Below are 19,409 nucleotides of genomic sequence, written 5' to 3' on the forward strand. Positions count from 1 at the left end.
TCATGTTAGTTATAGCTTCTAACGCAAATGAGTTGCCCTACACGGAGGTCGTCATGGGAAGCACGGAACTCGTCGAGGTCGTCCTGCCGGGAACGGTCGAACCGGAGGGGCTCCAGTTCCGGCGCCGGGACATACCGGCCGCGGGTGCCGGGCAGATCCTGTGCCGGGTGGAGGCCACCGGGGTCTCCTTCGCGGAGCAGCAGATGCGTCGCGGCCGGTACTACGACCAGCCGCCCTTCCCGTTCGTGCCCGGCTACGACCTGGTCGGCACGGTGCTGACGGCCGGCCCCGGCGTTGCCCCCGGCCTCGTCGGCAAGCGGGTGGCGGCGCTGGTGAAGGTCGGCGGCTGGGCCAGCCATGTGGTGCTCGACGCCGCCGACGCGGTGGAGGTGCCGGCCGGCATCGGCGCGGCGGAGGCGGAGACCCTGGTCGTCAACGGCATCACCGCCTGGCAGATGCTCCACCGCAAGGCCCGCGTGCGCAGCGGCGGCACGATCCTCGTCCACGGGGCCAACGGCGGTGTCGGCACCGTCCTCGTCCAGCTGGCGCTGGCGGCCGGCCTGAAGGTGATCGGCACGGCGTCGGCCCGCCATCACGACGCGCTGCGCGAGCTGGGCGTGACTCCCGTCGACTACCGCACCGAGGACATCCCGGCCCGAGTGCGCGAACTCGCCCCCGGCGGGGTCGACGCCGTCTTCGACCACGTCGGCGGCCGGAGCGTGATCGACTCCTGGCGGCTGCTCGCGCCCGGCGGCACGCTCGTCTCCTACGGCAGCGCCGCCACCCGGGACGACACGGGCTCCAAGCAGTGGCCCGTCCTGAAGATCCTCGGCCGGGTGTGGCTGTGGAACGCGCTGCCCAACGGCCGCCACGCGTACTTCTTCAACGTCTGGGCCGGCCGCGCCCTGAGCAAGGACCGCTTCCGGGCCCGTCTGGGCACCGACCTCACCGAGGTGTTCCACGCCCTCCAGCGCGGCGAGGTCACCGCAAGGATCGCCGCCCGGCTGCCGCTCACGGAGGCCGCCGAGGCCATGCGGCTGGCCGAGTCCGGCACAGTGGCCGGCAAGGTCGTCCTGATCCCGAAGGAGCAGGACTAGTCATGCGGAGCATGGGGGAGGACCAGACCCACGTCGTGGGCGAGCCGGGCCGCCGCGTGCCGGAAGAACGGCTCACGGTCCTCCACCACCCTGGTGAACTGCCCGAACAGTTCGAACCCGACCAGGCCGTACAACTGTGCCCAGGCCGCGACCAGGGCCACGACCACCTCCGGTGGCAGGTCGGGGGCCAGGTCGGCGGCCATGCGCCGGGCCTCGGGCGCCAGCTCGGCGGGCAGCGGCGTACGGGCCACACCGCGCCGCTCGTAGGCCTCGCGGACGATGCCGATGAGCAGGACCCCCACCCGGGACGCGGGCGGGACGGTCGCCTCGGGTGCCGAGTAGCCGGGCACCGGCGAGCCGTAGATGAGCGCGTACTCGTGCGGATGCGTGAGCGCCCAGCGACGTACCGCCTCGCACACGGCGACCCAGCGCTCGGCGGGGGCGGCGTCCCGGACCTCGGTCGCGGCGGCTTCGGCGGCCTCGCCGAGGGAGTCGTACGCGTCGATGATGAGCGCGGTCAGCAGGTCGTCACGGCTGGGGAAGTAGCGGTACAGCGCGGAGGAGACCATACCGAGTTCGCGCGCCACGGCCCGCAGCGACAGCTCGGCCGCGCCCTGAGCCGCCAGCTGTCTGCGCGCCTCGTCCTTGATGGCCGCGGTCACTTCGATCCTGGCCCGCGCGCGGGCGCCCCCTGCTTTGGTCATGGGAAGCAGTCTGCCACGAAGCGAGAGCACTGCACACAAAAGAGAGCACCGCTCTTGCACTGGAGTGCCGAGGGGGTGCACACTCATCTCGAGCGAGAGCACTGCTCTCCCAAACAGTGAGAGCACCCGCTCTCCCATCCGCAGGGGGTCGTCATGTCCGCGCACGTCAAGAAGCCCGGCTGGTTCACCGTCAACGTCTTCAACCGCTTCGTCGCCTGGCTGACCCGTCGCGGTGTCAGTGTCTGGGGCTCCCGGGTCCTGGCGGTGCGCGGCCGCAAGAGCGGCGAGTGGCGGACCACCCCCGTGAACCTGCTGACCGTGGACGGACAGCAGTACCTGCTCGCCCCGCGCGGTCACGTCCAGTGGACGCACAACATGCGGGCGGCCGGCGGTGGCGAGCTGCGGCTGGGCAAGCAGGTGGACGTGTTCACCGCGACCGAGATCGCCGACGAGGACAAGGTCCCGCTCCTGCGCGCCTATCTGAAGCGCTGGAAGGCCGAGGTCGGCATCTTCTTCGACGGGGTCGGACCCGACTCCCCCGACGACGAGATGCGTCGTATCGCCCCCGACCACCCGGTCTTCCGGGTCACGGTCACGAGCTGACCGCGTCCCCCGAGGCCGGGGGCGAGGCGGGGACCGGGGCCACGGCCTGGCGCCGGTCCAGCGCGGTCAGGGCGCGCTGGGCCATGGGGTGGGTGCGGACGAGCTCGCCCAGGGACGTCGAGCCCCGGGTGATGTCCTTGAAGGCCCTCCAGGCGGGGCGGAAGCTCGTCAGCGCCGCGTGGAACAGGCCGGGACGGCGCTCGAACACCGTCAGCAGCCGCTTGCCGACGCTCATCTCGACACCGAGCCCCGCCTTGATCGCGAACGCGTAGTTCAGGGCCTGGCGGCGGGTGTCCACGGCGTCGTGCGCCTCGGCGATCCGGACCGCCCACTCCCCCGCCAGCCGACCCGACCGCAGTGCGAAGGAGATGCCCTCGCGGGTCCATGGCTCCAGCAGCCCCGCCGCGTCACCGCAGACGAGCACCCGGCCGCGGGACAACGGCGAGTCGTCGGCCCGGCAGCGGGTCAAGTGGCCCGAGGAGATGCTCGGTTCGAAGCCGGCGAGGCCCAGCCGGGCGACGAAGTCCTCCAAGTACCGCTTGGTGGCGGCGCCTTCGCCGCGCGCCGAGATCACACCGACCGTGAGGGTGTCCCCCTTGGGGAAGACCCAGCCGTAACTGCCGGGCATCGGGCCCCAGTCGATGAGGACCCGTCCCTTCCAGTCCTCCGCGACCGTCTCGGGCACCGGGATCTCCGACTCCAGGCCGAGGTCGACCTGCTCCAGCTTCACCCCGACGTGCGCTCCTATGCGGCTGGCGCTGCCGTCGGCGCCCACCACCGCCCGGGCCAGCAGCGTCTCGCCGCCCTGCAGCACGACGGCGACCGTGCGCCGGTCCGGCACCGCCGAGCCGTGCTGCTCGATCCGCGACACCGTGGCACCCGTACGCAGCTCGGCGCCCGCCTTCTGCGCCTGCTCGACCAGCTGCTGGTCGAACTCGGGACGGTTGATCAGCCCGAACAGCATCTGCTTGGAGCGGCGGGTACGGGTGAAGCGCCCGTTGTTCGAAAAGGTGACCGCGTGCACCCGGTCCCGCAGAGGCAGCTCGAAGCCGGGCGGCAGCGCGTCGCGCGAGGGGCCGATGATGCCGCCGCCACAGGTCTTGTAGCGGGGCAGCTCCGCCTTCTCCAGCAACAGCACGCGCCGTCCCGTGACCGCGGCCGCGTAGGCCGCCGAGGCCCCCGCGGGGCCCGCGCCCACCACGACGACGTCCCACACCCGCTGCACGCCGTCCGCCGAAGAGTTCTCGCTGCTCACGATGGTCTGCCGCTCCGATCAAGCCGTCTGCCGCTCCTGTCCCCCGCATCCTACGGCGGAGGTCGTCGCAGGCCGCTGTGGGAGGATCGGGTCTATCCAGAGGTACAACGTCGCACCTACAAGGAGCGTGCCCATGTCGTCGAATCCGGTCGCCGAGACCGTCGCCTCGCTGCTGCCGAGGGCGAGGGCGGAGCTCACCGAGCTGGTGGCCTTCAAGTCGGTGGCGGACTTCGACCAGTTTCCGAGGAGCGAGAGCGAGGGCGCCGCGAACTGGGTCGCCGACGCGCTGCGCGCCGAGGGCTTCGAGGACGTGGCCCTGCTCGACACCCCGGACGGCACACAGTCGGTGTACGGCTTCCTCCCGGGCCCGGAGGGTGCCGAAACGGTCCTGCTCTACGCCCACTACGACGTGCAGCCGCCGCTGGACGAGTCCGCCTGGACCACCCCGCCCTTCGAGCTGACCGAGCGTGACGGCCGCTGGTACGGCCGTGGGGCCGCCGACTGCAAGGGCGGTGTGATCATGCATCTCCTCGCGCTGCGCGCCCTCAAGGCGAACGGCGGCGTCCCGGTGCACATCAAGGTGATCGTCGAGGGCTCGGAGGAGATGGGCACGGGCGGCCTGGAGCGGTACGCCGAGCAGCACCCCGAGCTGCTGCGGGCCGACGCGATCGTGATCGGCGACGCGGGCAACTTCCGCGTCGGCCTGCCGACCGTCACCACCACGCTGCGCGGCATGACCCTGGTCCGCGTGCAGATCGACACCCTTGAGGGCAATCTGCACTCCGGCCAGTTCGGCGGTGCCGCCCCGGACGCGCTGGCCGCGCTGATCCGCGTCCTGGACTCGCTGCGCGCCGAGGACGGCTCGACCACGGTCGACGGACTCGCCCCCGAGACCCGGTGGGAGGGCCTGGAGTACACCGAGGAGCAGTTCCGCACCGACGCCAAGGTGCTGGACGGCGTGGGGCTGATCGGCGACGGCTCGGTCGCCGACCGCATCTGGGCCGACCCGGCCGTCACGGTCATCGGCATCGACTGCCCGCCGGTCGTCGGCGCCACCCCGTCCGTCCAGTCGAGCGCCCGCGCCCTGGTCAGCCTGCGGGTGCCGCCGGGCGTCGACGCGACCGAGGCCACCAAGCTGCTCCAGGCCCATATGGAGGCGCACACGCCGTGGGGCGCCCGGGTGCGCACCGAGCAGGTCGGTCAGGGCCAGGCCTTCCGCGCCGACACCGGCAGCCCGGCGTACCAGGCGATGGCTGACGCGATGGGTGTCGCCTACCCGGGCGAGACGATGCAGTACGCCGGTCAGGGCGGCTCCATCCCGCTGTGCAACACCCTCGCGGGCCTCTACCCGGAGGCGGAGATCCTGCTCATCGGCCTGAGCGAGCCCGAGGCCCAGATCCACGCGGTCAACGAGAGCGTCTCCCCCGAGGAGCTGGAGCGGCTGTCGGTGGCAGAGGCCCTGTTCCTGCGGAACTACGCGGCGGGCTGAACCTCTCTGCCCACAGCAGAGGGCCCTCGCCGAGGGGCGGGGGCCCTCCCTACGGTCGGCGCATGGACGTCATCGAGCTCCTTCCCCGTCTCCATCTCCTGCGCTTCCCGGTCGGCCAGGCCTACCTCTGGCGCGACGGCGACGAGTTGACGCTGATCGACGCCGGCACGATCGGCTCCGGCCGGGTGATCGCCGACGCGGTCCGGGCCCTCGGGCGGGCCCCTTCGGACGTACGCCGCATCGTGCTCACCCACTTCCACGAGGACCACGCGGGCGGGGCGGGCGAGTTGGCCGCCCTGACCGGCGCCGAGGTGCTGGCGCACGGCCGGGACGCTCCGGTCGTCAGGGGTGAGATGCCCGGCCCGCCGCCGGTCTTCGAGGACTGGGAGCTGCCGATCCACGCCGAGGCCGCGAGGCATCTGCCCCAGGGCGACCCGGTGCGCCCGGAGCGGGTCACCGAACTGTCCGACGGCGATGTCCTCGACTTCGGCGGCGGAGCCCGTGTCGTCCACGTCCCGGGGCACACCGAGGGCAGCATCGCCCTCCAACTCCCCGAGCACGGCGTGCTGTTCACGGGGGACACGGTGGCCGCGGCCCCGGTCACCGGATCGGTGATGCCGGGCGTGTTCAACCTCGACCGGGCCCGGACCGTCGCGTCCTTCCACCGGCTGGCGGACCTGGATGCGGGCCTGGCCTGTTTCGGCCACGGCGATCCCGTCACCAGTGGGGCCTCGACGGTCCTACGGAAAGCCGCGGACACCTACGCACGTCCGCGCTGACCATGGACTCTGCCACTACGACATCGAAGCCATCCGGGCTCAGCCGACCGGAACGCCCGCCTCCAGGTACAGCGCGGCCCCGCGCTCACGTGCCCGAAGCGCCCAGCACAGCCGCTGGTAGCGGACGGGCGGCAGCAGGTCGGCGGCCTCCTGCTCGGTGACGAAGCGCCAGTCGCGCAGTTCCGGACCCGGCAGCAGCAGCCGGCCGGTCTCGGCCGAGTCGAGCCGACCGCCGTCGAAGAGCAGCCGCAGCCCGCCGAAGCCCGGGGGCACCGGCTGCTCCCAGTCCACGACGAGCAGTCGCGGCACGTCCGCCAGCTGTATCCCGGTCTCCTCGGCGACCTCGCGCATACCGGCACGGGCCGGGGCCTCGCCGCGCTCGACCACTCCTCCGGGGAACTCCCAGCCGGGCTTGTAGGTGGGGTCGACGAGCAGCACACGGTCCCGTTCGTCGAAGAGGAGCACGCCCGCGGCGAGGGTCTCGGCGGTGGGCTCCGGGGTCTGCACGATGTCGCAGGGGGCGACGGCACCGCTGCTGACGGCCTCGGCGATGCGGACGGCCGTCTCGTACGGGGTGAGGGCACCGGTGTCGACGGGGTGGGCGTCGGCGGTGAGCCAGGAGGCGAGCGCGGCGCGGTACGGCTCGATGTGGTCGTACGCCCACTGCCGTTGCCGCAGCTCGCCGTCGGGGAGGTCCGGCGGGACCTCCCGCCCGGCTATTCGCTCCCGCAGGATCGTTTCCGCCGGGGCGAGCAGGACGTGCCGGACGGTGATGCGGCGCGCGGCGAGGCCGCCGAAGATCTCGTCGCGGTACTCCTGGCGCAGCAGGGTCATGGGGACCACGAGGGTTCCGCCGAGCTCGGCGAGCATCGCTGCCGCGGTGTCGATCACGAGTCGCCGCCAGATCGGCAGGTCCTGGAAGTCACCGACCTCGGCGAGGCGCTTGGGCGGGAGCAGGTGCGTGAGCGCTCCGCCGATGACCTCCGGGTCGAAGAGCGTGCTGTTCGGGATCAGTTCGATCAGTTCCCGTGCGGTGGTGGTCTTCCCCGCACCGAACGCGCCGTTGATCCAGACGACGGTCACGGACTCCCCCTCTTCTGTTGGCCCCCTGTGGCTTGCCCGCTCCACACTGCCATGGAAACCAGCCCCAGCTGAGGGCGTGCGAACGGGGCGCCGGCGCCCCGCGACGGGGCCCCGGCGCCGCACAGTGCCTGTGTGCGGTTCTACTCCTGTCCCAGGGCGTTGTCGTCGACGGCGAGGCTTTCCTGGCTGACAAGGTGTCCCACCGTGTCGACCGTGTCCGACACGTTCAGGTCACTGACGGCGTGGGTGTCCTCACCGTGGGACGGGCTGATCGCGGCCACGACGAACCCGGTGGCGAGGGAGGCGATGGCGAGCATGCTGCGCTTCTTCATGCCCCGTTCAACTACGCAGGTCGCCGGGAGTCACGCGGATCACCGCGGTTCCGCTCTCCAGGTCGATCGTCGTCCTGTGCGGGGGTGCGCCGTCCTCGTCGTCGTCCCGGAGCAGCAGTGCCGACTGCCGCTCCTTGAGCTCGTGCTGCTTGCCCGGGGACAGGGCGCCGTGCAGTTGCTCGAACCCCGTGGCCGACACCTGGCCGAGCCTGGCTCCGTTGCGCCACGGCAGAATGCCCGCGCGTCCGGCACGCATCAGCACCTGATCGACGAGGGCCACGGCGGTGAGCACGATGACCAGTCCCGGCAAGGTCATGAAGACGGCGAACCCCATGCCGCGAGTATCCACGGCCGCCGAGCGGACCGAAACCCCGTGGAACCGAAGATCGCGTTCCTAATATCGTGCGGATTCCCGAACCGCGGCCACCGCGTGGCCCTCGACCAGGAAGCGACTTAGATGACCGGCTCCCGGCCCACGACCACCCTCTGGCGCCCCACCGGCCCCAAGGAACTGGACCTGGTCCGCGAGCTGGACTGGCGCGCCTGGCCGCCCCGCCTCCCCGAGCAGCCGATCTTCTATCCGGTGCTCAACGAGGACTACGCGATCAAAATCGCCCGCGACTGGAACGTCAAGCACGACGGCGCGGGCTTCGTGACCCGCTTCGAGGTCGACACGGAGTTCCTGACCCGCTATCCCGTCCAGCGGGCGGGCGGCGAGACGATCCTGGAACTGTGGGTACCCGCGGAGGAACTCGACGAGTTCAACACCCACATCGTCGGCACGATCCAGGTGATCCACGAGTTCCGGTGACGGGTCGGCCGCCTGGCCGTACGGCCAGGCGGCCATGGCCGGTTGACTGCACTTCAGACCGGGGCCGAGCGACCGCCGCGTCCATGCCCCTCCCCGGAGCGCGACCCAGCACAACCGAACGCGCGCCGACCATCACTCGCAACTGGGCAACGAATCAAGGCCCATGACGGGATATCGAACGAACGTTACCGCACCCCTTCCATCACAGTCCAACAAGTCCTACCGTAAACGCGCACCGATGACACGCACATGAAGGACATACGGCACTCACAGTCATCCCACCTTTCGCGAGTCGGAGGAACGTAACGATGCGTCACCCTCACACCCGCACAACCCGCCGAAGAGTGGTCGGAGCGCTCACCGCAGGACTCCTCTGCACAGGACTCCTCGGCGCGGCAGGACACGCCGCACCCGCCGTGGCCGCACCCGTCACGGACCCCGTCACCCCCGCCCCGGCCGACGGCCTCGCCCTCACGCCGCCCATGGGCTTCAACAACTGGAACTCCACGCACTGCCGGGCCGACTTCAACGAGGCCATGGTCAAGGGGATGGCGGACCTGTTTGTCGAGAAGGGCCTCAAGGACGCCGGGTACCAGTACGTCAACCTCGACGACTGCTGGGCCCTGCCGTCCCGGGACGCGAACGGCAAGCTGGTGCCCGACCCCGTCCGTTTCCCCCATGGGATCAAGGCCGTCGCGGACTACATACACACCAAGGGACTCAAGCTCGGCATCTACACCAGCGCGGGCACGAAGACCTGCAACAGCGCGGGCTTCCCCGGCGCGCTGGGCCACGAGTACAGCGACGCGCAGCAGTTCGCCGACTGGGGCGTGGACTACCTCAAGTACGACAACTGCAACAACCAGGGCGTGGACGCCAAGCAGCGCTACACCACCATGCGTGACGCTCTGAAGGCCACCGGCCGGCCCATCGTCTACAGCATCTGCGAATGGGGCGAGAACAAGCCCTGGCAGTGGGCGGCGGACGTCGGTCAGCTCTGGCGTACCACCGGGGACATCAGCGACAGCTGGGGCTCGATGCTGTCGATCCTGAAGCAGAACCTGCCGCTCGCGCAGTACGCCGGCCCCGGCCACTGGAACGACCCCGACATGCTGGAGGTCGGCAACGGCGGCATGACCGACACCGAGTACCGCTCGCACTTCTCGATGTGGTCGGTCATGGCGGCCCCGCTGCTCATCGGCACCGACCTGCGCAAGGCCTCCCCGGCGACCTTCGACATCCTGGACAACAAGGAGGTCATCGCGGTCGACCAGGACCCGCTGGGCAAGCAGGGCACCGTCATCTCCGCCGAGGGCGGGCGCTGGGTCGTGGCCAAGGAGATGCGGGACGGCAGCCGTGCCGTGGCCCTGTTCAACGAGTCCGGCACCGCCCAGCGCATCACGACGACCGCCGAGGCCGTCGGGCTGCCGGACGCCCCGGCCTACACGCTGCGCGACCTCTGGCAGCACCGGACCCACAACACCGCCGGCACCGTCTCCGCGACCGTCCCGGCCCACGGCACGGTCCTCGTCAGGGTCACCGCCGACCGCCGCTGGGCCGCATACCCGCCCGCCGTCGAACTCGGCCTGGACGGCACCCCGTTCGTGGAGGCCGGCACACCGGCCGCGCTGACGACCACGGTCACCGACCTCGGCCGCACGCCCGCCCTGCGGGTGTCCGTCTCGCTGACCGGCCCCACCGGCTGGACCGTGACCCCGACGTCACCGACGAGGGCCCCCTCCCTGGCGACCGGCCGTTCGCTGCGCACCGGCTGGACGGTGACCGCGCCACCGGGGACGCCGACGGGGTCGTACGACCTGACACTGCGCGCCGCATACCGCTCGCCGTTCGGGGCGCGTGTCGACAGCACCCTGCCACTGACCGCCACTGTGGTGGTGCCGCCGCCGTCGGGGACGTCGTACCTCGGTGACCTGCCCTGGCTGTCGACCACGAACGGGTGGGGCCCGGTGGAACGCAACACCAGCAACGGGGAGAGCGCCGCGGGCGACGGGCACCCGATCACCCTGGGCGGCGTGGTGTACGCCAAGGGGCTCGGGGTGCATGCGGAGAGCAGCGTCGCGTACTACACCGGGAAGGCGTGCGAGACGGTCACCGCGAACGTCGGCGTCGACGACGAGAAGGGGGCGAAGGGCACCGTCGCCTTCGAGGTCTGGGCCGACGGCACCAAGGTCGCCTCGACCGGCGTCCTGACCAACGCGATGCCCGCCCAGCCGCTCACCGCGGACGTCACCGGCGCCCAGGTGGTCCGCCTCGTCGTCACGGACGGCGGCGACGGCATCGACTCGGACCACGCGGACTGGGCGGACGCCCGGCTCGGCTGCTGACCCGATGCCCCGCTGACCGGTCGGAAACCGAGACCCTCGGCCCGACCGGTCGAAAGCCGAGGCCCTCGGCCCCGTGGGCGATCCACGGGGCCGTCGGCCGACCGGGGGAGGACGAAGAACCCCGAGCCCGGTCCGTCGCACAGAAAAAACGTTCCTGCGCACCCGGCCTCCCGCCGCGGTGTCCGCCGTCAGACGCCGGCCGCCGTCGCGTCCGGCCGTCGGGCCAGCGCCGCGGCCGCCGCGCCCACCAGGCCCGCGTCCGTGCCCATCTGAGCGGGTGCCACCGTCAGACGCCGTACGAAGGACAGGGTCGCGTAGTCGGCCAGGGCCTTGCGCAGCGGTGTGAACAGGACGTCGCCCGCCTTGCCCACTCCCCCGCCGATCACCGCGATGTCGATCTCGACGAGCGTCGCGGTGGCCGCGATTCCGGCGGCGAGGGCCTGCGCCGCACGCTCGAAGGAGGCCACGGCGACCGGGTCGCCGGCCCGGGCGGCGGCGGCCACCGCGGCGGCGGAGGTGTCACCGTCCGGGCCGGGCCGCCAGCCGTCCTCCCGTGCGCGCCGGGCGATGTTGGGGCCGCTGGCGATGCGCTCGACGCAGCCCCGCGAGCCGCACGGACACGGGTCGCCGTCGAGGTCGACACTGATGTGGCCGATGTGGCCCGCGTTGCCGGTGGGTCCCGGATGCAGCCGGCCGTTCAGGACCAGGCCGCCGCCGACGCCCGTCGAGACCACCATGCACAGCGCGTTGTCGTGGCCGCGGGCCGCGCCCTGCCAGTGCTCGGCGGCCGTGATCGCCACGCCGTCGCCGATCAGCTCGACCGGCAGGCCGCCGGTGGCCGCACGCACCCGCTGCACGAGCGGGAAGTCCCGCCAGCCGGGCACGTTCACCGGGCTCACGGTGCCCGCCGAGGCGTCCACCGGTCCCGCACTGCCGATGCCGATGGAGCCCGCACGTCCCCACAGGGGCGAGTCGGCGAGCTCCGCGAACACCTCCTCCACGGCCCGCATGACGGTCTCGCCGTCCTCCTTGGCGGGCGTCGCGCGCTGCGCGCGCAGCTGGATCCGTCCGTCGCCGTCCACCAGCGCGCCGGCGATCTTCGTGCCGCCGATGTCGAGCGCCGCCACGAGGTCGGTGTGCATCAGAGTCAGATCTCCCCGTCAACCGTGAGCAAGATGGCCGGTCAAGCGGTGGGGGCGCAGGCCGGTTGATTGCGGTGGACAGTGTCTCCCGCATCTGACAACGTTGTCCAGGCTCTATGCTCGACGCCACATCCTCATACAAAACCATGGACCGACGCATCCCCGTGGACGACAGGACAGGACACCGCATCGTGCCCGAGACCACCCGCCGCGCCGCCGGCCTCCCCGACCGCCACTCCGGGAGCCGGTACGGCAACCGTCCGACCATGAAGGACGTCGCCGCGCGAGCCGGAGTCGGGCTGAAGACGGTGTCGCGCGTGGTCAACGGCGAGCCCGGCGTCACCCCGGACACCGAGCGCCGTGTCCAGGAGGCCATCGACGCGCTCGGCTTCCGCCGCAACGACAGCGCACGGGTGCTGCGCAAGGGCCGTACCGCGAGCATCGGGCTGGTCCTGGAGGACCTCGCCGACCCCTTCTACGGCCCGCTCAGCCGCGCGGTCGAGGAGGTGGCCCGCGCCCACGGGGCACTGCTGATCAACGGCTCCAGCGCCGAGGACCCCGACCGCGAGCAGGAGTTGGCGCTGGCGCTGTGCGCACGGCGGGTGGACGGACTGGTGATCATCCCGGCCGGGGACGACCACCGCTATCTGGAGCCGGAGATCAAGGCCGGCGTCGCGACCGTGTTCGTGGACCGCCCGGCCGGGAAGATCGACGCCGATGTGGTCCTGTCCGACAACTACGGCGGTGCCCGCGCCGGTGTCGCCCATCTGATCGCCCACGGCCACCGCCGGATCGGGTTCATCGGCGACATGCCCCGCATCCACACCGCGGCCGAGCGTCTGCGCGGCTACCGGGCGGCCATGGAGGACGCGGGGATACCCGTCGAGGACACCTGGATGTCCCTGGGTGCCACCGACCCGGAGCGGGTGCGCCGGGCCGCGGAGGAGATGCTGTCCGGCCCCACACCGGTGACCGCGGTGTTCGCGGGCAACAACCGGGTGACGGTCACCGTCGTCCGCGTCCTCGCCGAGCACTCCCGCCGGGTCGCCCTCGTCGGCTTCGACGACATCGAGCTCGCCGACCTGCTCCAGCCGGGCGTCACGGTGATCGCCCAGGACGCGGCCGCCCTCGGCCGCACCGCCGCCGAGCGCCTCTTCCGCCAGCTGGACGGGACGCTCGTCGTCCCGGAGCGCATCGAACTGCCGACCCGGCTGATCACCCGCGGCTCGGGCGAGCTGCCGCCGGCGGACTGAGCCGCGGATGCCGGGTCGCACCCTGGAGGAACTGGGCCTCGCGCGGGCGCCGCGCGACCATCCGCTGACCTATCCGGGCGCCTGGCCGAAGGACTCCGGGCTGCTGCGGGGCGACCGGATACTGCCGCTCGACCGTCTGGTGCACGAGGACCGGGTGCCGGTCCTCGCGGTCGGCTCCAACGCCTGCCCCGGTCAACTGCGCCACAAGCTGGCCGAGTCCGGGAGCACCGCGCCCGTCCCGATGGTGCGGACCCGGGTGACGGGTCTCGACGTCGGCGTCTCCGCGCACGTCAGCCGCCTGGGATATGTCTCCGCCTCGCCCGTCGCGGCACCGGGGTGTACCCGCGAGTTGTTCGTCATCTGGCTCGACGCCCGGCAGTTGACCGTGATCGACGCAAGCGAGGGCGTGCCCCTGCGGGACGGCAGCTACGACCGCGCCTGGCTGCCCGCGCCGGACGTACGGATCGAGCTGTCCGACGGCGGGACGCTCACCGGGGCGTACGGGTACGTCAACCGGCACGGCGTCCTGCACAACGGCTCCGGCACACCGCGCGCCCACCCGGGGCAGCGGCCGCTGCTCACCGAACTCCTGGCGGGGTCGGCCCCGTTGCGGGAGCTGTACGGTGTCACGCCGGAGGACTTCTGCGCGCGGGCCCGCGCCGACGCCGCACTGTGCCGACGGGGCACACGGCTGTTCGCGGAGCACAAGTGGGCGACGGCGTCCGGTCTCGAAGGGTACGTACGGCCCGAGCAGAGCTGAGGCCTGCGGCGGCCCCGGACCACGACAAGGGACTGACCCACACGGACTGACTCGCACGGACTGACCGGACTGCGGCCCGTTACTTGGCGGAGGCCGTCAGATCGCCCGCCGCGGCGACGCGAAGCCCTCCAGGTCGGCCCGGGTCAGACCGGTCGGCCCGGCCACCTCGGCGATGTCGAGCGCGCCGCAGTCCAGACCGCGCAGCAGATAGCCGCTGAGGGCCTTGGCGGTGGCGGGCTCGTCCATGACGTCGCCGCCGGTCCGGTCGGCGTAGCGGGCGAGACGGGCGGCCGCCTGCTCGAAGCCCTCGCGGTAGAAGGCGAAGACGGCCGCGTAGCGGGTGGGGATGTGGCCGGGGTGCATGTCCCAGCCCTGGTAGTACGCCCGCGCCAGGGCCCGCCGGGTGAGGCCGTAGTGCAGTCGCCAGGCGGCGTGGACCTTCTCGGTCGGGCCGACCGGCAGCACATTGGTCGAGCCGTCCGAGACCCGTACGCCCGTGCCCGCCGCCGCGACCTGCATGATCGCCTTGGCGTGGTCGGCGGCCGGGTGGTCGCTGGCCTGGTAGGCGGCGGAGACGCCGAGGCAGGCGCTGTAGTCGAAGGTGCCGTAGTGCAGACCGGTGGCACGGCCCTCGGCGGCCTGGATCATCCGGGCGACGGTGGCGGTGCCGTCGGTGGCGAGGATGGACTGGCTGGTCTCTATCTGTATCTCGAAGCCGATCCTGCCGGGCTGGAGGCCACGCGCCTTCTCGAAGGCCTCCAGGAGCCGGACCATGGCGGTGACCTGCTCGGGGTAGGTCACCTTCGGCAGGGTCAGGACCAGTCCGCCGGGCAGTGCGCCCGCCTCCAGCAGGCCGGTGAGGAAGATGTCGAGGGTGCGGATGCCCCGGTCGCGCACCGCGGCCTCCATGCACTTCATGCGGATGCCCATGTACGGGGCCGCAGTGCCGTTCTCGTACGCCTGCGCGATCAGCCGGGCCGCGCGGGCGGCCGCCCGGTCCTCCTCGGCGTCCGGGCGGGGGCCGTAGCCGTCCTCGAAGTCGACCCGCAGGTCCTCGATCGGTTCGCGCTCCAGCTTGGCGCGGACACGGGAGTAGACCGGCTCGGCGAGCTCGTCGGCGAGGCCGAGGACGGCGGCGAAGGAGGCGGCGTCCGGGGCGTGTTCGTCGAGGGCGGCGAGCGCCCGGTCGCCCCAGGAGCGGATGGTGTCGGCGGCGAAGACATCACCGGGGACGTACACGGTGTGGACGGGCTGGCGGGTGCCGGGGTCTCCGGGGTAGTGGCGCTCCAGCTCGGCGTCGACCGGCGCGAGGGAGGCGCTGATCTCCTCGCTGACGGCGCCCGCGAGGCTTGTCGCCACCTTCTCCTGCTGGCCCTGGCCCATCCCACACCCTCCATGTTTCCGCTCTACGGAATCAATAATCCGCAGAATGAAGTTATCCGGGGATGTTCGGGATGGTCAACACCATGTTGAAGGAGTGCCGCTTCATCATCCCGTCTTGTTCACGCCCAACTCATCCCGCGGTATCACACTTTCGTCCGCTCGAGTCACCCGGCCGTTCCACCGAAGGAGCCCGTGTGCCGAACCACAGCCGAGTCACGCGCCGCCTGGGCCTCAAGGTCGCGCTGGCCGCCGCCGTCACCGTCCCCCTCTCCAGTACAGCACTGTCCGCCTCCACCGCCTCGGCGGAGGAGCACCGGGCCCACCGCCTGGGGATCATGTCCTTCAACCTGCGCTTCGCGAGCACCGCCGAACCCAACAGCTGGACCGTGCGCAGGCCGGTGATGCGCGAACTGCTGCGCCGCGAGCGGCCCCACGTCATCGGCACCCAGGAAGGCCTCTACCAGCAACTGCGCGACATCGACTCCGACCTCGGACCGCACTACGACTGGATCGGGACCGGCCGCGAGGGCGGCAGCCGCGACGAGTCCGCGGCGATCTTCTACGACACCCGGCGTCTGTCCCCGGCCGAGCACTACACCTTCTGGCTCTCCGACACCCCGGAGGTGATCCGCTCGAACACCTGGGGCGCCGCGTTCCCCCGCGTCGTCACCTGGATCCGGTTCCGCGACCTGCGCGACGGCGGGCGGGAGTTCTACGTCCTCAACACCCACTTCGACCACGCGAGCCAGTACGCACGCGAACACAGCGCCGCCCTCATGGCCCAGCGCATCGCCGAACTCGACCGCCGCCTGCCGATCGTGGTGACCGGGGACTTCAACGTCGCCGCGCTCAAGAACCCGGTCTACGACACGATGCTGGGCGCCGGCCTCCTCGACAGCTGGGACACCGCGGCCGAGCGCAGCGCGCTGTACGGCACCTTCCACGGCTACAAACCGCTCACACCGGACGGCGACCGCATCGACTGGATCCTGGCCACCGCGGGCGTCACGGTCCAGCGGGCCTCCATCAACACCTTCTCCAGGAGCGGCCAGTTCCCGAGCGACCACCTGCCCGTGCAGGCGTGGCTGACCCTGGGATGAGCCGAGGCCCCCGTGACCGGCGTGCGGTCACGGGGGCCTCGTACAGCCCGGAGGTGCTCAGCCCTTGCGGGCCTTGATCTCCTCGGTCAGCTGCGGGACGACGTCGAACAGGTCGCCGACGACGCCGTAGTCGACCAGGTCGAAGATCGGGGCCTCGGGGTCCTTGTTGACGGCCACGATCGTCTTGGAGGTCTGCATACCGGCGCGGTGCTGGATCGCGCCGGAGATGCCGTTGGCGATGTACAGCTGCGGCGAGACCGACTTGCCGGTCTGGCCGACCTGGTTGGTGTGCGGGTACCAGCCCGCGTCCACCGCGGCACGCGAGGCGCCGACGGCCGCGCCGAGGGAGTCGGCGAGGGCCTCGATGATCGAGAAGTTCTCGGCACCGTTGACGCCACGGCCACCGGAGACCACGATCGCGGCCTCGGTCAGCTCCGGGCGGCCCGTCGACTCACGCGGCGTGCGGGCGGTGACCTTGGTGCCGGTCGCCTTCTCGGAGAAGGAGACGGACAGGGCCTCGACCGCGCCGGCGGCCGGGGCGGCCTCGACGGCGGCTGAGTTCGGCTTGACCGTGATGACCGGGGTGCCCTTGATGACACGGGACTTGGTGGTGAAGGACGCGGCGAACACCGACTGGGTGGCCACCGGGCCCTCGTCGTCGGCCTCGAGGTCGACGGCGTCGGTGATGATGCCGGAGCCGATGCGCAGCGCCAGACGGGCGGCGATCTCCTTGCCCTCCGCGGAGGACGAGACCAGGACGGCGGCCGGGGAGACGGCCTCGACGGCGGCCTGGAGGGCGTCCACCTTCGGGACGACCAGGTAGTCGGCGTACTCGGACGCCTCGTGGGTGAGGACCTTCACCGCGCCGTGCTCGGCGAGCGTGGCGGCGGTGTCGGCGGCGCCGTTGCCGAGGGCGACGGCGACGGGCTCGCCGATGCGGCGGGCGAGGGTCAGCAGCTCCAGGGTGGGCTTGCGGACGGCACCGTCCACGTGGTCGACGTAGACGAGGACTTCAGCCATGGGATTGCTCTCCTGCGTACGAAAGTTGAGGGGCGGTCAGCGGGGGCGAGCCTCAGATGAACTTCTGGCTCGCGAGGAACTCAGCGAGCTGCTTGCCGCCCTCGCCCTCGTCCTTGACGATCGTGCCGGCCGTGCGGGCCGGACGCGCGGCCGCCGTCTCGACCTTGGTCCAGGCGCCGTCGAGACCGACCTCCTCGGCCTCGATGTCCAGGTCGGACAGGTCCCAGGACTGAACCGGCTTCTTCTTGGCGGCCATGATGCCCTTGAAGGACGGGTAGCGCGCCTCACCCGACTGGTCGGTGACGGACACGACGGCCGGGAGCTGCGCCTCGAGCTGCTCGGAGGCGGCGTCGCCGTCACGGCGGCCCTTGACCGTGCCGTCCTCGACGGAGACCTCGGACAGCAGGGTGACCTGCGGGACGCCCAGGCGCTCGGCCAGCAGGGCGGGAACCACACCGGCGGTGCCGTCGGTGGAGGCCATGCCGGAGATCACCAGGTCGAAGCCGGCCTTCTCGACAGCCTTGGCCAGCACCAGGGAGGTGCCGATGACGTCCGTGCCGTGCAGGTCGTCGTCCTCGACGTGGATGGCCTTGTCCGCGCCCATCGACAGCGCCTTGCGCAGCGCGTCCTTGGCGTCCTCCGGGCCGACCGTCAGGACCGTGACCTCGACGTCGTCGTCGGAGTTCTCGGAGATCTGCAGCGCCTGCTCGACCGCGTACTCGTCCAGCTCGGAGAGCAGACCGTCCACGTCGTCGCGGTCGACGGTCAGGTCATCGGCGAAGTGCCGGTCGCCAGTGGCGTCGGGCACGTACTTCACAGTGACAACGATCCTCAAGCTCACGCCGGCTCTCCTACTGCATCGTCATTTCTGGGCTGCCTCTTGCAGGCAGCATAGGCGCCTGAAGCGGCCGATCCCGGTCGGGGCGGCCGCGCGCTCCGAACGAAATATTACTCATCAGTACACCCAGTCCACTCCCGCTAAGCAAGCGCTTTGAACTGTGACCTTCGCAACGCAGCGTAACCGGAATCCGACTGCCTCGCAGTCCGGACGGACAGTGATCAATCGCGCAGACCGTTGAACCGCCCCTGGTGGTACAGGAGCGGCCGGCCCGCGCCCGCGGGATCGCCCAGGACGACCTCGGCGAGCACGATGCGGTGGTCGCCGGCGGGCACACGGCTCACGATGCGGCAGACCAGCCACACGAGGACGTCGTCGAGCACGGGTACGCCCTCGGGTCCTTCACGCCAGGCGGTGGGCGCGCCGAAACGGTCGGCGCCGCTGCGGGCGAAGGTGGTGGCCAGCTCCCTCTGATGCTCACCGAGCACATGGACACCGACGTGGTCGGCCGTCGATATGGCCGGCCAACTGGAGGCGCCGGTGCCGATGCCGAACGAGAGCATCGGCGGGTCGGCCGAGACGGAGGTGAGGGAGGTGGCGGTGAAGCCGACCGGTCCCCCGGCGCCTTGGGCTGTGATCACCGCGACACCGGCGGCATGCCGCCGGAAGGCGGAGCGCAGCAGATCGGGGGAGGCGAGCTGGGGAGAGCGGAGGTCGGGCGTGGCCGTCATGGAGTTGTCCTTCTGCGAAAGGGGACGTGCGGATCCGTTGCTGCTCAACAGCCCGGACAGCGCGCGCTCGCGGTACGGGCGAGGTCGACGTGGACCCGCCCGAAGAGAAGGATTTCCGTTGCCATGGGGTCAGGCTGACTATAGGTGGCGCACACAGTCAAGTACGTTCCGGGATATGGGAGGTGCCTCACCGTCATCCGCACGGCCGTCGGACCGCCTCTCCCAGCGCGGCTATCACATCGGCCTTGCGGGGCTGCCCGACCGCACGCCGCACCACCCGTCCGTCCACGTCGAGGACCACCACGGTGGGCGTCTTGAGGATCTCCCACGCGCGTACGAGGTCCAGCCGGGCCTCGGCGTCGATCTCGACGTGCGTGACGCCGGGCACCATCCCGGCCACCTCGGCCAGGATGCGCCGGGTCGCCCGGCAGGGCGCGCAGAAGGCGCTCGAAAACTGCACGAGCGTGGCCCGCTCCCCGAGCTCGCCGCCCAACTCGGCGGCCCCGAGCCGCTCATCCCGCCCGCGCACCCGCACCCTCCCGATCCGTCGACGTCCGGTCATCACCCGTACCAGCATTCACGAGACTGCTACGGCGGCCCAAAAGCCGAGGTCGATCGTAGGCCGACGTGACGAGGATCTCGCCGAACCGCGGCACCAGGACTGGCTACCCGACCGTTCTTCGG

Annotated in this window: 19 protein-coding genes and 1 pseudogene; 9 read left to right on the plus strand and 11 right to left on the minus strand. The window is 71.5% G+C overall.

Annotated features, from left to right (window positions below):
• Positions 1-53 precede the first annotated feature (53 nt).
• On the plus strand, positions 54-1,097 hold the full coding sequence (locus tag ACZ4EG_RS12295; protein WP_467790586.1) for a medium chain dehydrogenase/reductase family protein: 1,044 nt from the start codon (positions 54-56) through the stop codon (positions 1,095-1,097).
• Here the strand turns inward: ACZ4EG_RS12295 and ACZ4EG_RS12300 are convergent.
• Positions 1,094-1,801, minus strand: a complete 708-nt coding sequence (locus ACZ4EG_RS12300) for a TetR/AcrR family transcriptional regulator (protein WP_453550685.1) — start codon at positions 1,799-1,801, stop codon at positions 1,094-1,096. The genes ACZ4EG_RS12295 and ACZ4EG_RS12300 overlap by 4 nt on opposite strands.
• 153 nt (positions 1,802-1,954) lie before the next feature.
• Here ACZ4EG_RS12300 and ACZ4EG_RS12305 point away from each other — a divergent pair, with 153 nt between their 5' ends.
• Positions 1,955-2,404 carry a nitroreductase family deazaflavin-dependent oxidoreductase gene (locus ACZ4EG_RS12305; protein WP_390710584.1) on the plus strand — a complete coding sequence of 150 codons (450 nt, stop codon included), beginning with the start codon at positions 1,955-1,957 and terminating at the stop codon, positions 2,402-2,404.
• On the opposite strand, the gene ACZ4EG_RS12310 is transcribed toward ACZ4EG_RS12305, so the two are convergent.
• Complete coding sequence (locus ACZ4EG_RS12310; protein ID WP_467790587.1) at positions 2,394-3,659, minus strand: geranylgeranyl reductase family protein; 1,266 nt, start codon at positions 3,657-3,659, stop codon at positions 2,394-2,396. The two genes, ACZ4EG_RS12305 and ACZ4EG_RS12310, sit on opposite strands and share 11 nt — an antisense overlap.
• A gap of 133 nt (positions 3,660-3,792) precedes the next feature.
• Here ACZ4EG_RS12310 and ACZ4EG_RS12315 point away from each other — a divergent pair, with 133 nt between their 5' ends.
• Positions 3,793-5,148, plus strand: coding sequence for a M20/M25/M40 family metallo-hydrolase (locus ACZ4EG_RS12315; protein ID WP_467790588.1), 1,356 nt, complete (start codon positions 3,793-3,795; stop codon positions 5,146-5,148).
• 62 nt (positions 5,149-5,210) lie between these two features.
• The gene (locus ACZ4EG_RS12320) at positions 5,211-5,927 is read left to right on the plus strand and encodes an MBL fold metallo-hydrolase (protein WP_453550694.1); all 717 of its coding nucleotides are present in this window, start codon (positions 5,211-5,213) and stop codon (positions 5,925-5,927) included.
• Between the two features lie 39 nt (positions 5,928-5,966).
• Here the strand turns inward: ACZ4EG_RS12320 and ACZ4EG_RS12325 are convergent, their stop codons facing one another.
• The 3 genes from ACZ4EG_RS12325 to ACZ4EG_RS12335 all read right to left on the minus strand — a co-directional run bounded on the left by ACZ4EG_RS12325 (position 5,967) and on the right by ACZ4EG_RS12335 (position 7,676).
• Positions 5,967-7,010: an NUDIX hydrolase gene (locus ACZ4EG_RS12325; RefSeq protein WP_467790589.1), complete on the minus strand. Its 1,044-nt coding sequence runs from the start codon at positions 7,008-7,010 to the stop codon at positions 5,967-5,969.
• 140 nt (positions 7,011-7,150) lie between these two features.
• A complete protein-coding gene (locus tag ACZ4EG_RS12330) occupies positions 7,151-7,342 on the minus strand; it encodes a hypothetical protein (RefSeq protein WP_467790590.1) in 192 nt (63 codons plus the stop codon).
• A 7-nt stretch (positions 7,343-7,349) separates the two neighbouring features.
• Positions 7,350-7,676 (minus strand): DUF6191 domain-containing protein, encoded by a 327-nt coding sequence (locus ACZ4EG_RS12335; protein WP_390710578.1) that lies wholly within the window; start codon positions 7,674-7,676, stop codon positions 7,350-7,352.
• A gap of 123 nt (positions 7,677-7,799) precedes the next feature.
• Between ACZ4EG_RS12335 and ACZ4EG_RS12340 the strand changes: the two genes are divergently transcribed.
• Entirely contained in the window at positions 7,800-8,153 is a 354-nt protein-coding gene (locus ACZ4EG_RS12340) for a hypothetical protein (RefSeq protein WP_453550876.1), read from the plus strand.
• A gap of 308 nt (positions 8,154-8,461) precedes the next feature.
• Entirely contained in the window at positions 8,462-10,498 is a 2,037-nt protein-coding gene (locus ACZ4EG_RS12345; protein ID WP_467790591.1) for an NPCBM/NEW2 domain-containing protein, read from the plus strand.
• A gap of 188 nt (positions 10,499-10,686) precedes the next feature.
• Here ACZ4EG_RS12345 and ACZ4EG_RS12350 read toward each other — a convergent pair whose 3' ends face one another.
• Positions 10,687-11,640, minus strand: a complete 954-nt coding sequence (locus tag ACZ4EG_RS12350) for an ROK family protein (RefSeq protein ID WP_467790592.1) — start codon at positions 11,638-11,640, stop codon at positions 10,687-10,689.
• 146 nt (positions 11,641-11,786) lie between these two features.
• On the opposite strand from ACZ4EG_RS12350, the gene ACZ4EG_RS12355 reads away from it, so the two are divergent.
• Together ACZ4EG_RS12355 and ACZ4EG_RS12360 are read left to right on the plus strand one after the other, a co-directional pair.
• Positions 11,787-12,893: a LacI family DNA-binding transcriptional regulator gene (locus ACZ4EG_RS12355; RefSeq protein WP_467790593.1), complete on the plus strand. Its 1,107-nt coding sequence runs from the start codon at positions 11,787-11,789 to the stop codon at positions 12,891-12,893.
• A gap of 7 nt (positions 12,894-12,900) precedes the next feature.
• The gene (locus ACZ4EG_RS12360) at positions 12,901-13,653 is read left to right on the plus strand and encodes a hypothetical protein (protein ID WP_467790594.1); all 753 of its coding nucleotides are present in this window, start codon (positions 12,901-12,903) and stop codon (positions 13,651-13,653) included.
• Positions 13,654-13,732: 79 nt separating this feature from the next.
• On the opposite strand, the pseudogene ACZ4EG_RS12365 reads toward ACZ4EG_RS12360, so the two are convergent.
• Positions 13,733-15,036: pseudogene (locus tag ACZ4EG_RS12365) on the minus strand (DUF6986 family protein).
• Between the two features lie 194 nt (positions 15,037-15,230).
• Between ACZ4EG_RS12365 and ACZ4EG_RS12370 the strand changes: the two are divergent.
• The gene (locus tag ACZ4EG_RS12370) at positions 15,231-16,136 is read left to right on the plus strand and encodes an endonuclease/exonuclease/phosphatase family protein (protein WP_467790595.1); all 906 of its coding nucleotides are present in this window, start codon (positions 15,231-15,233) and stop codon (positions 16,134-16,136) included.
• Between the two features lie 57 nt (positions 16,137-16,193).
• Here ACZ4EG_RS12370 and ACZ4EG_RS12375 read toward each other — a convergent pair whose 3' ends face one another.
• The 4 genes from ACZ4EG_RS12375 to ACZ4EG_RS12390 form a co-directional block, all read right to left on the minus strand.
• Positions 16,194-17,156: an electron transfer flavoprotein subunit alpha/FixB family protein gene (locus ACZ4EG_RS12375; protein WP_467790596.1), complete on the minus strand. Its 963-nt coding sequence runs from the start codon at positions 17,154-17,156 to the stop codon at positions 16,194-16,196.
• A gap of 52 nt (positions 17,157-17,208) precedes the next feature.
• Entirely contained in the window at positions 17,209-17,997 is a 789-nt protein-coding gene (locus ACZ4EG_RS12380; protein WP_263205872.1) for an electron transfer flavoprotein subunit beta/FixA family protein, read from the minus strand.
• Between the two features lie 218 nt (positions 17,998-18,215).
• A complete protein-coding gene (locus ACZ4EG_RS12385; protein ID WP_467790597.1) occupies positions 18,216-18,725 on the minus strand; it encodes a flavin reductase family protein in 510 nt (169 codons plus the stop codon).
• Positions 18,726-18,918: 193 nt separating this feature from the next.
• Complete coding sequence (locus tag ACZ4EG_RS12390) at positions 18,919-19,287, minus strand: thioredoxin family protein (RefSeq protein ID WP_467790598.1); 369 nt, start codon at positions 19,285-19,287, stop codon at positions 18,919-18,921.
• Positions 19,288-19,409 lie beyond the last annotated feature (122 nt).

The organism is Streptomyces sp. NPDC025638 (genome assembly GCF_055558775.1).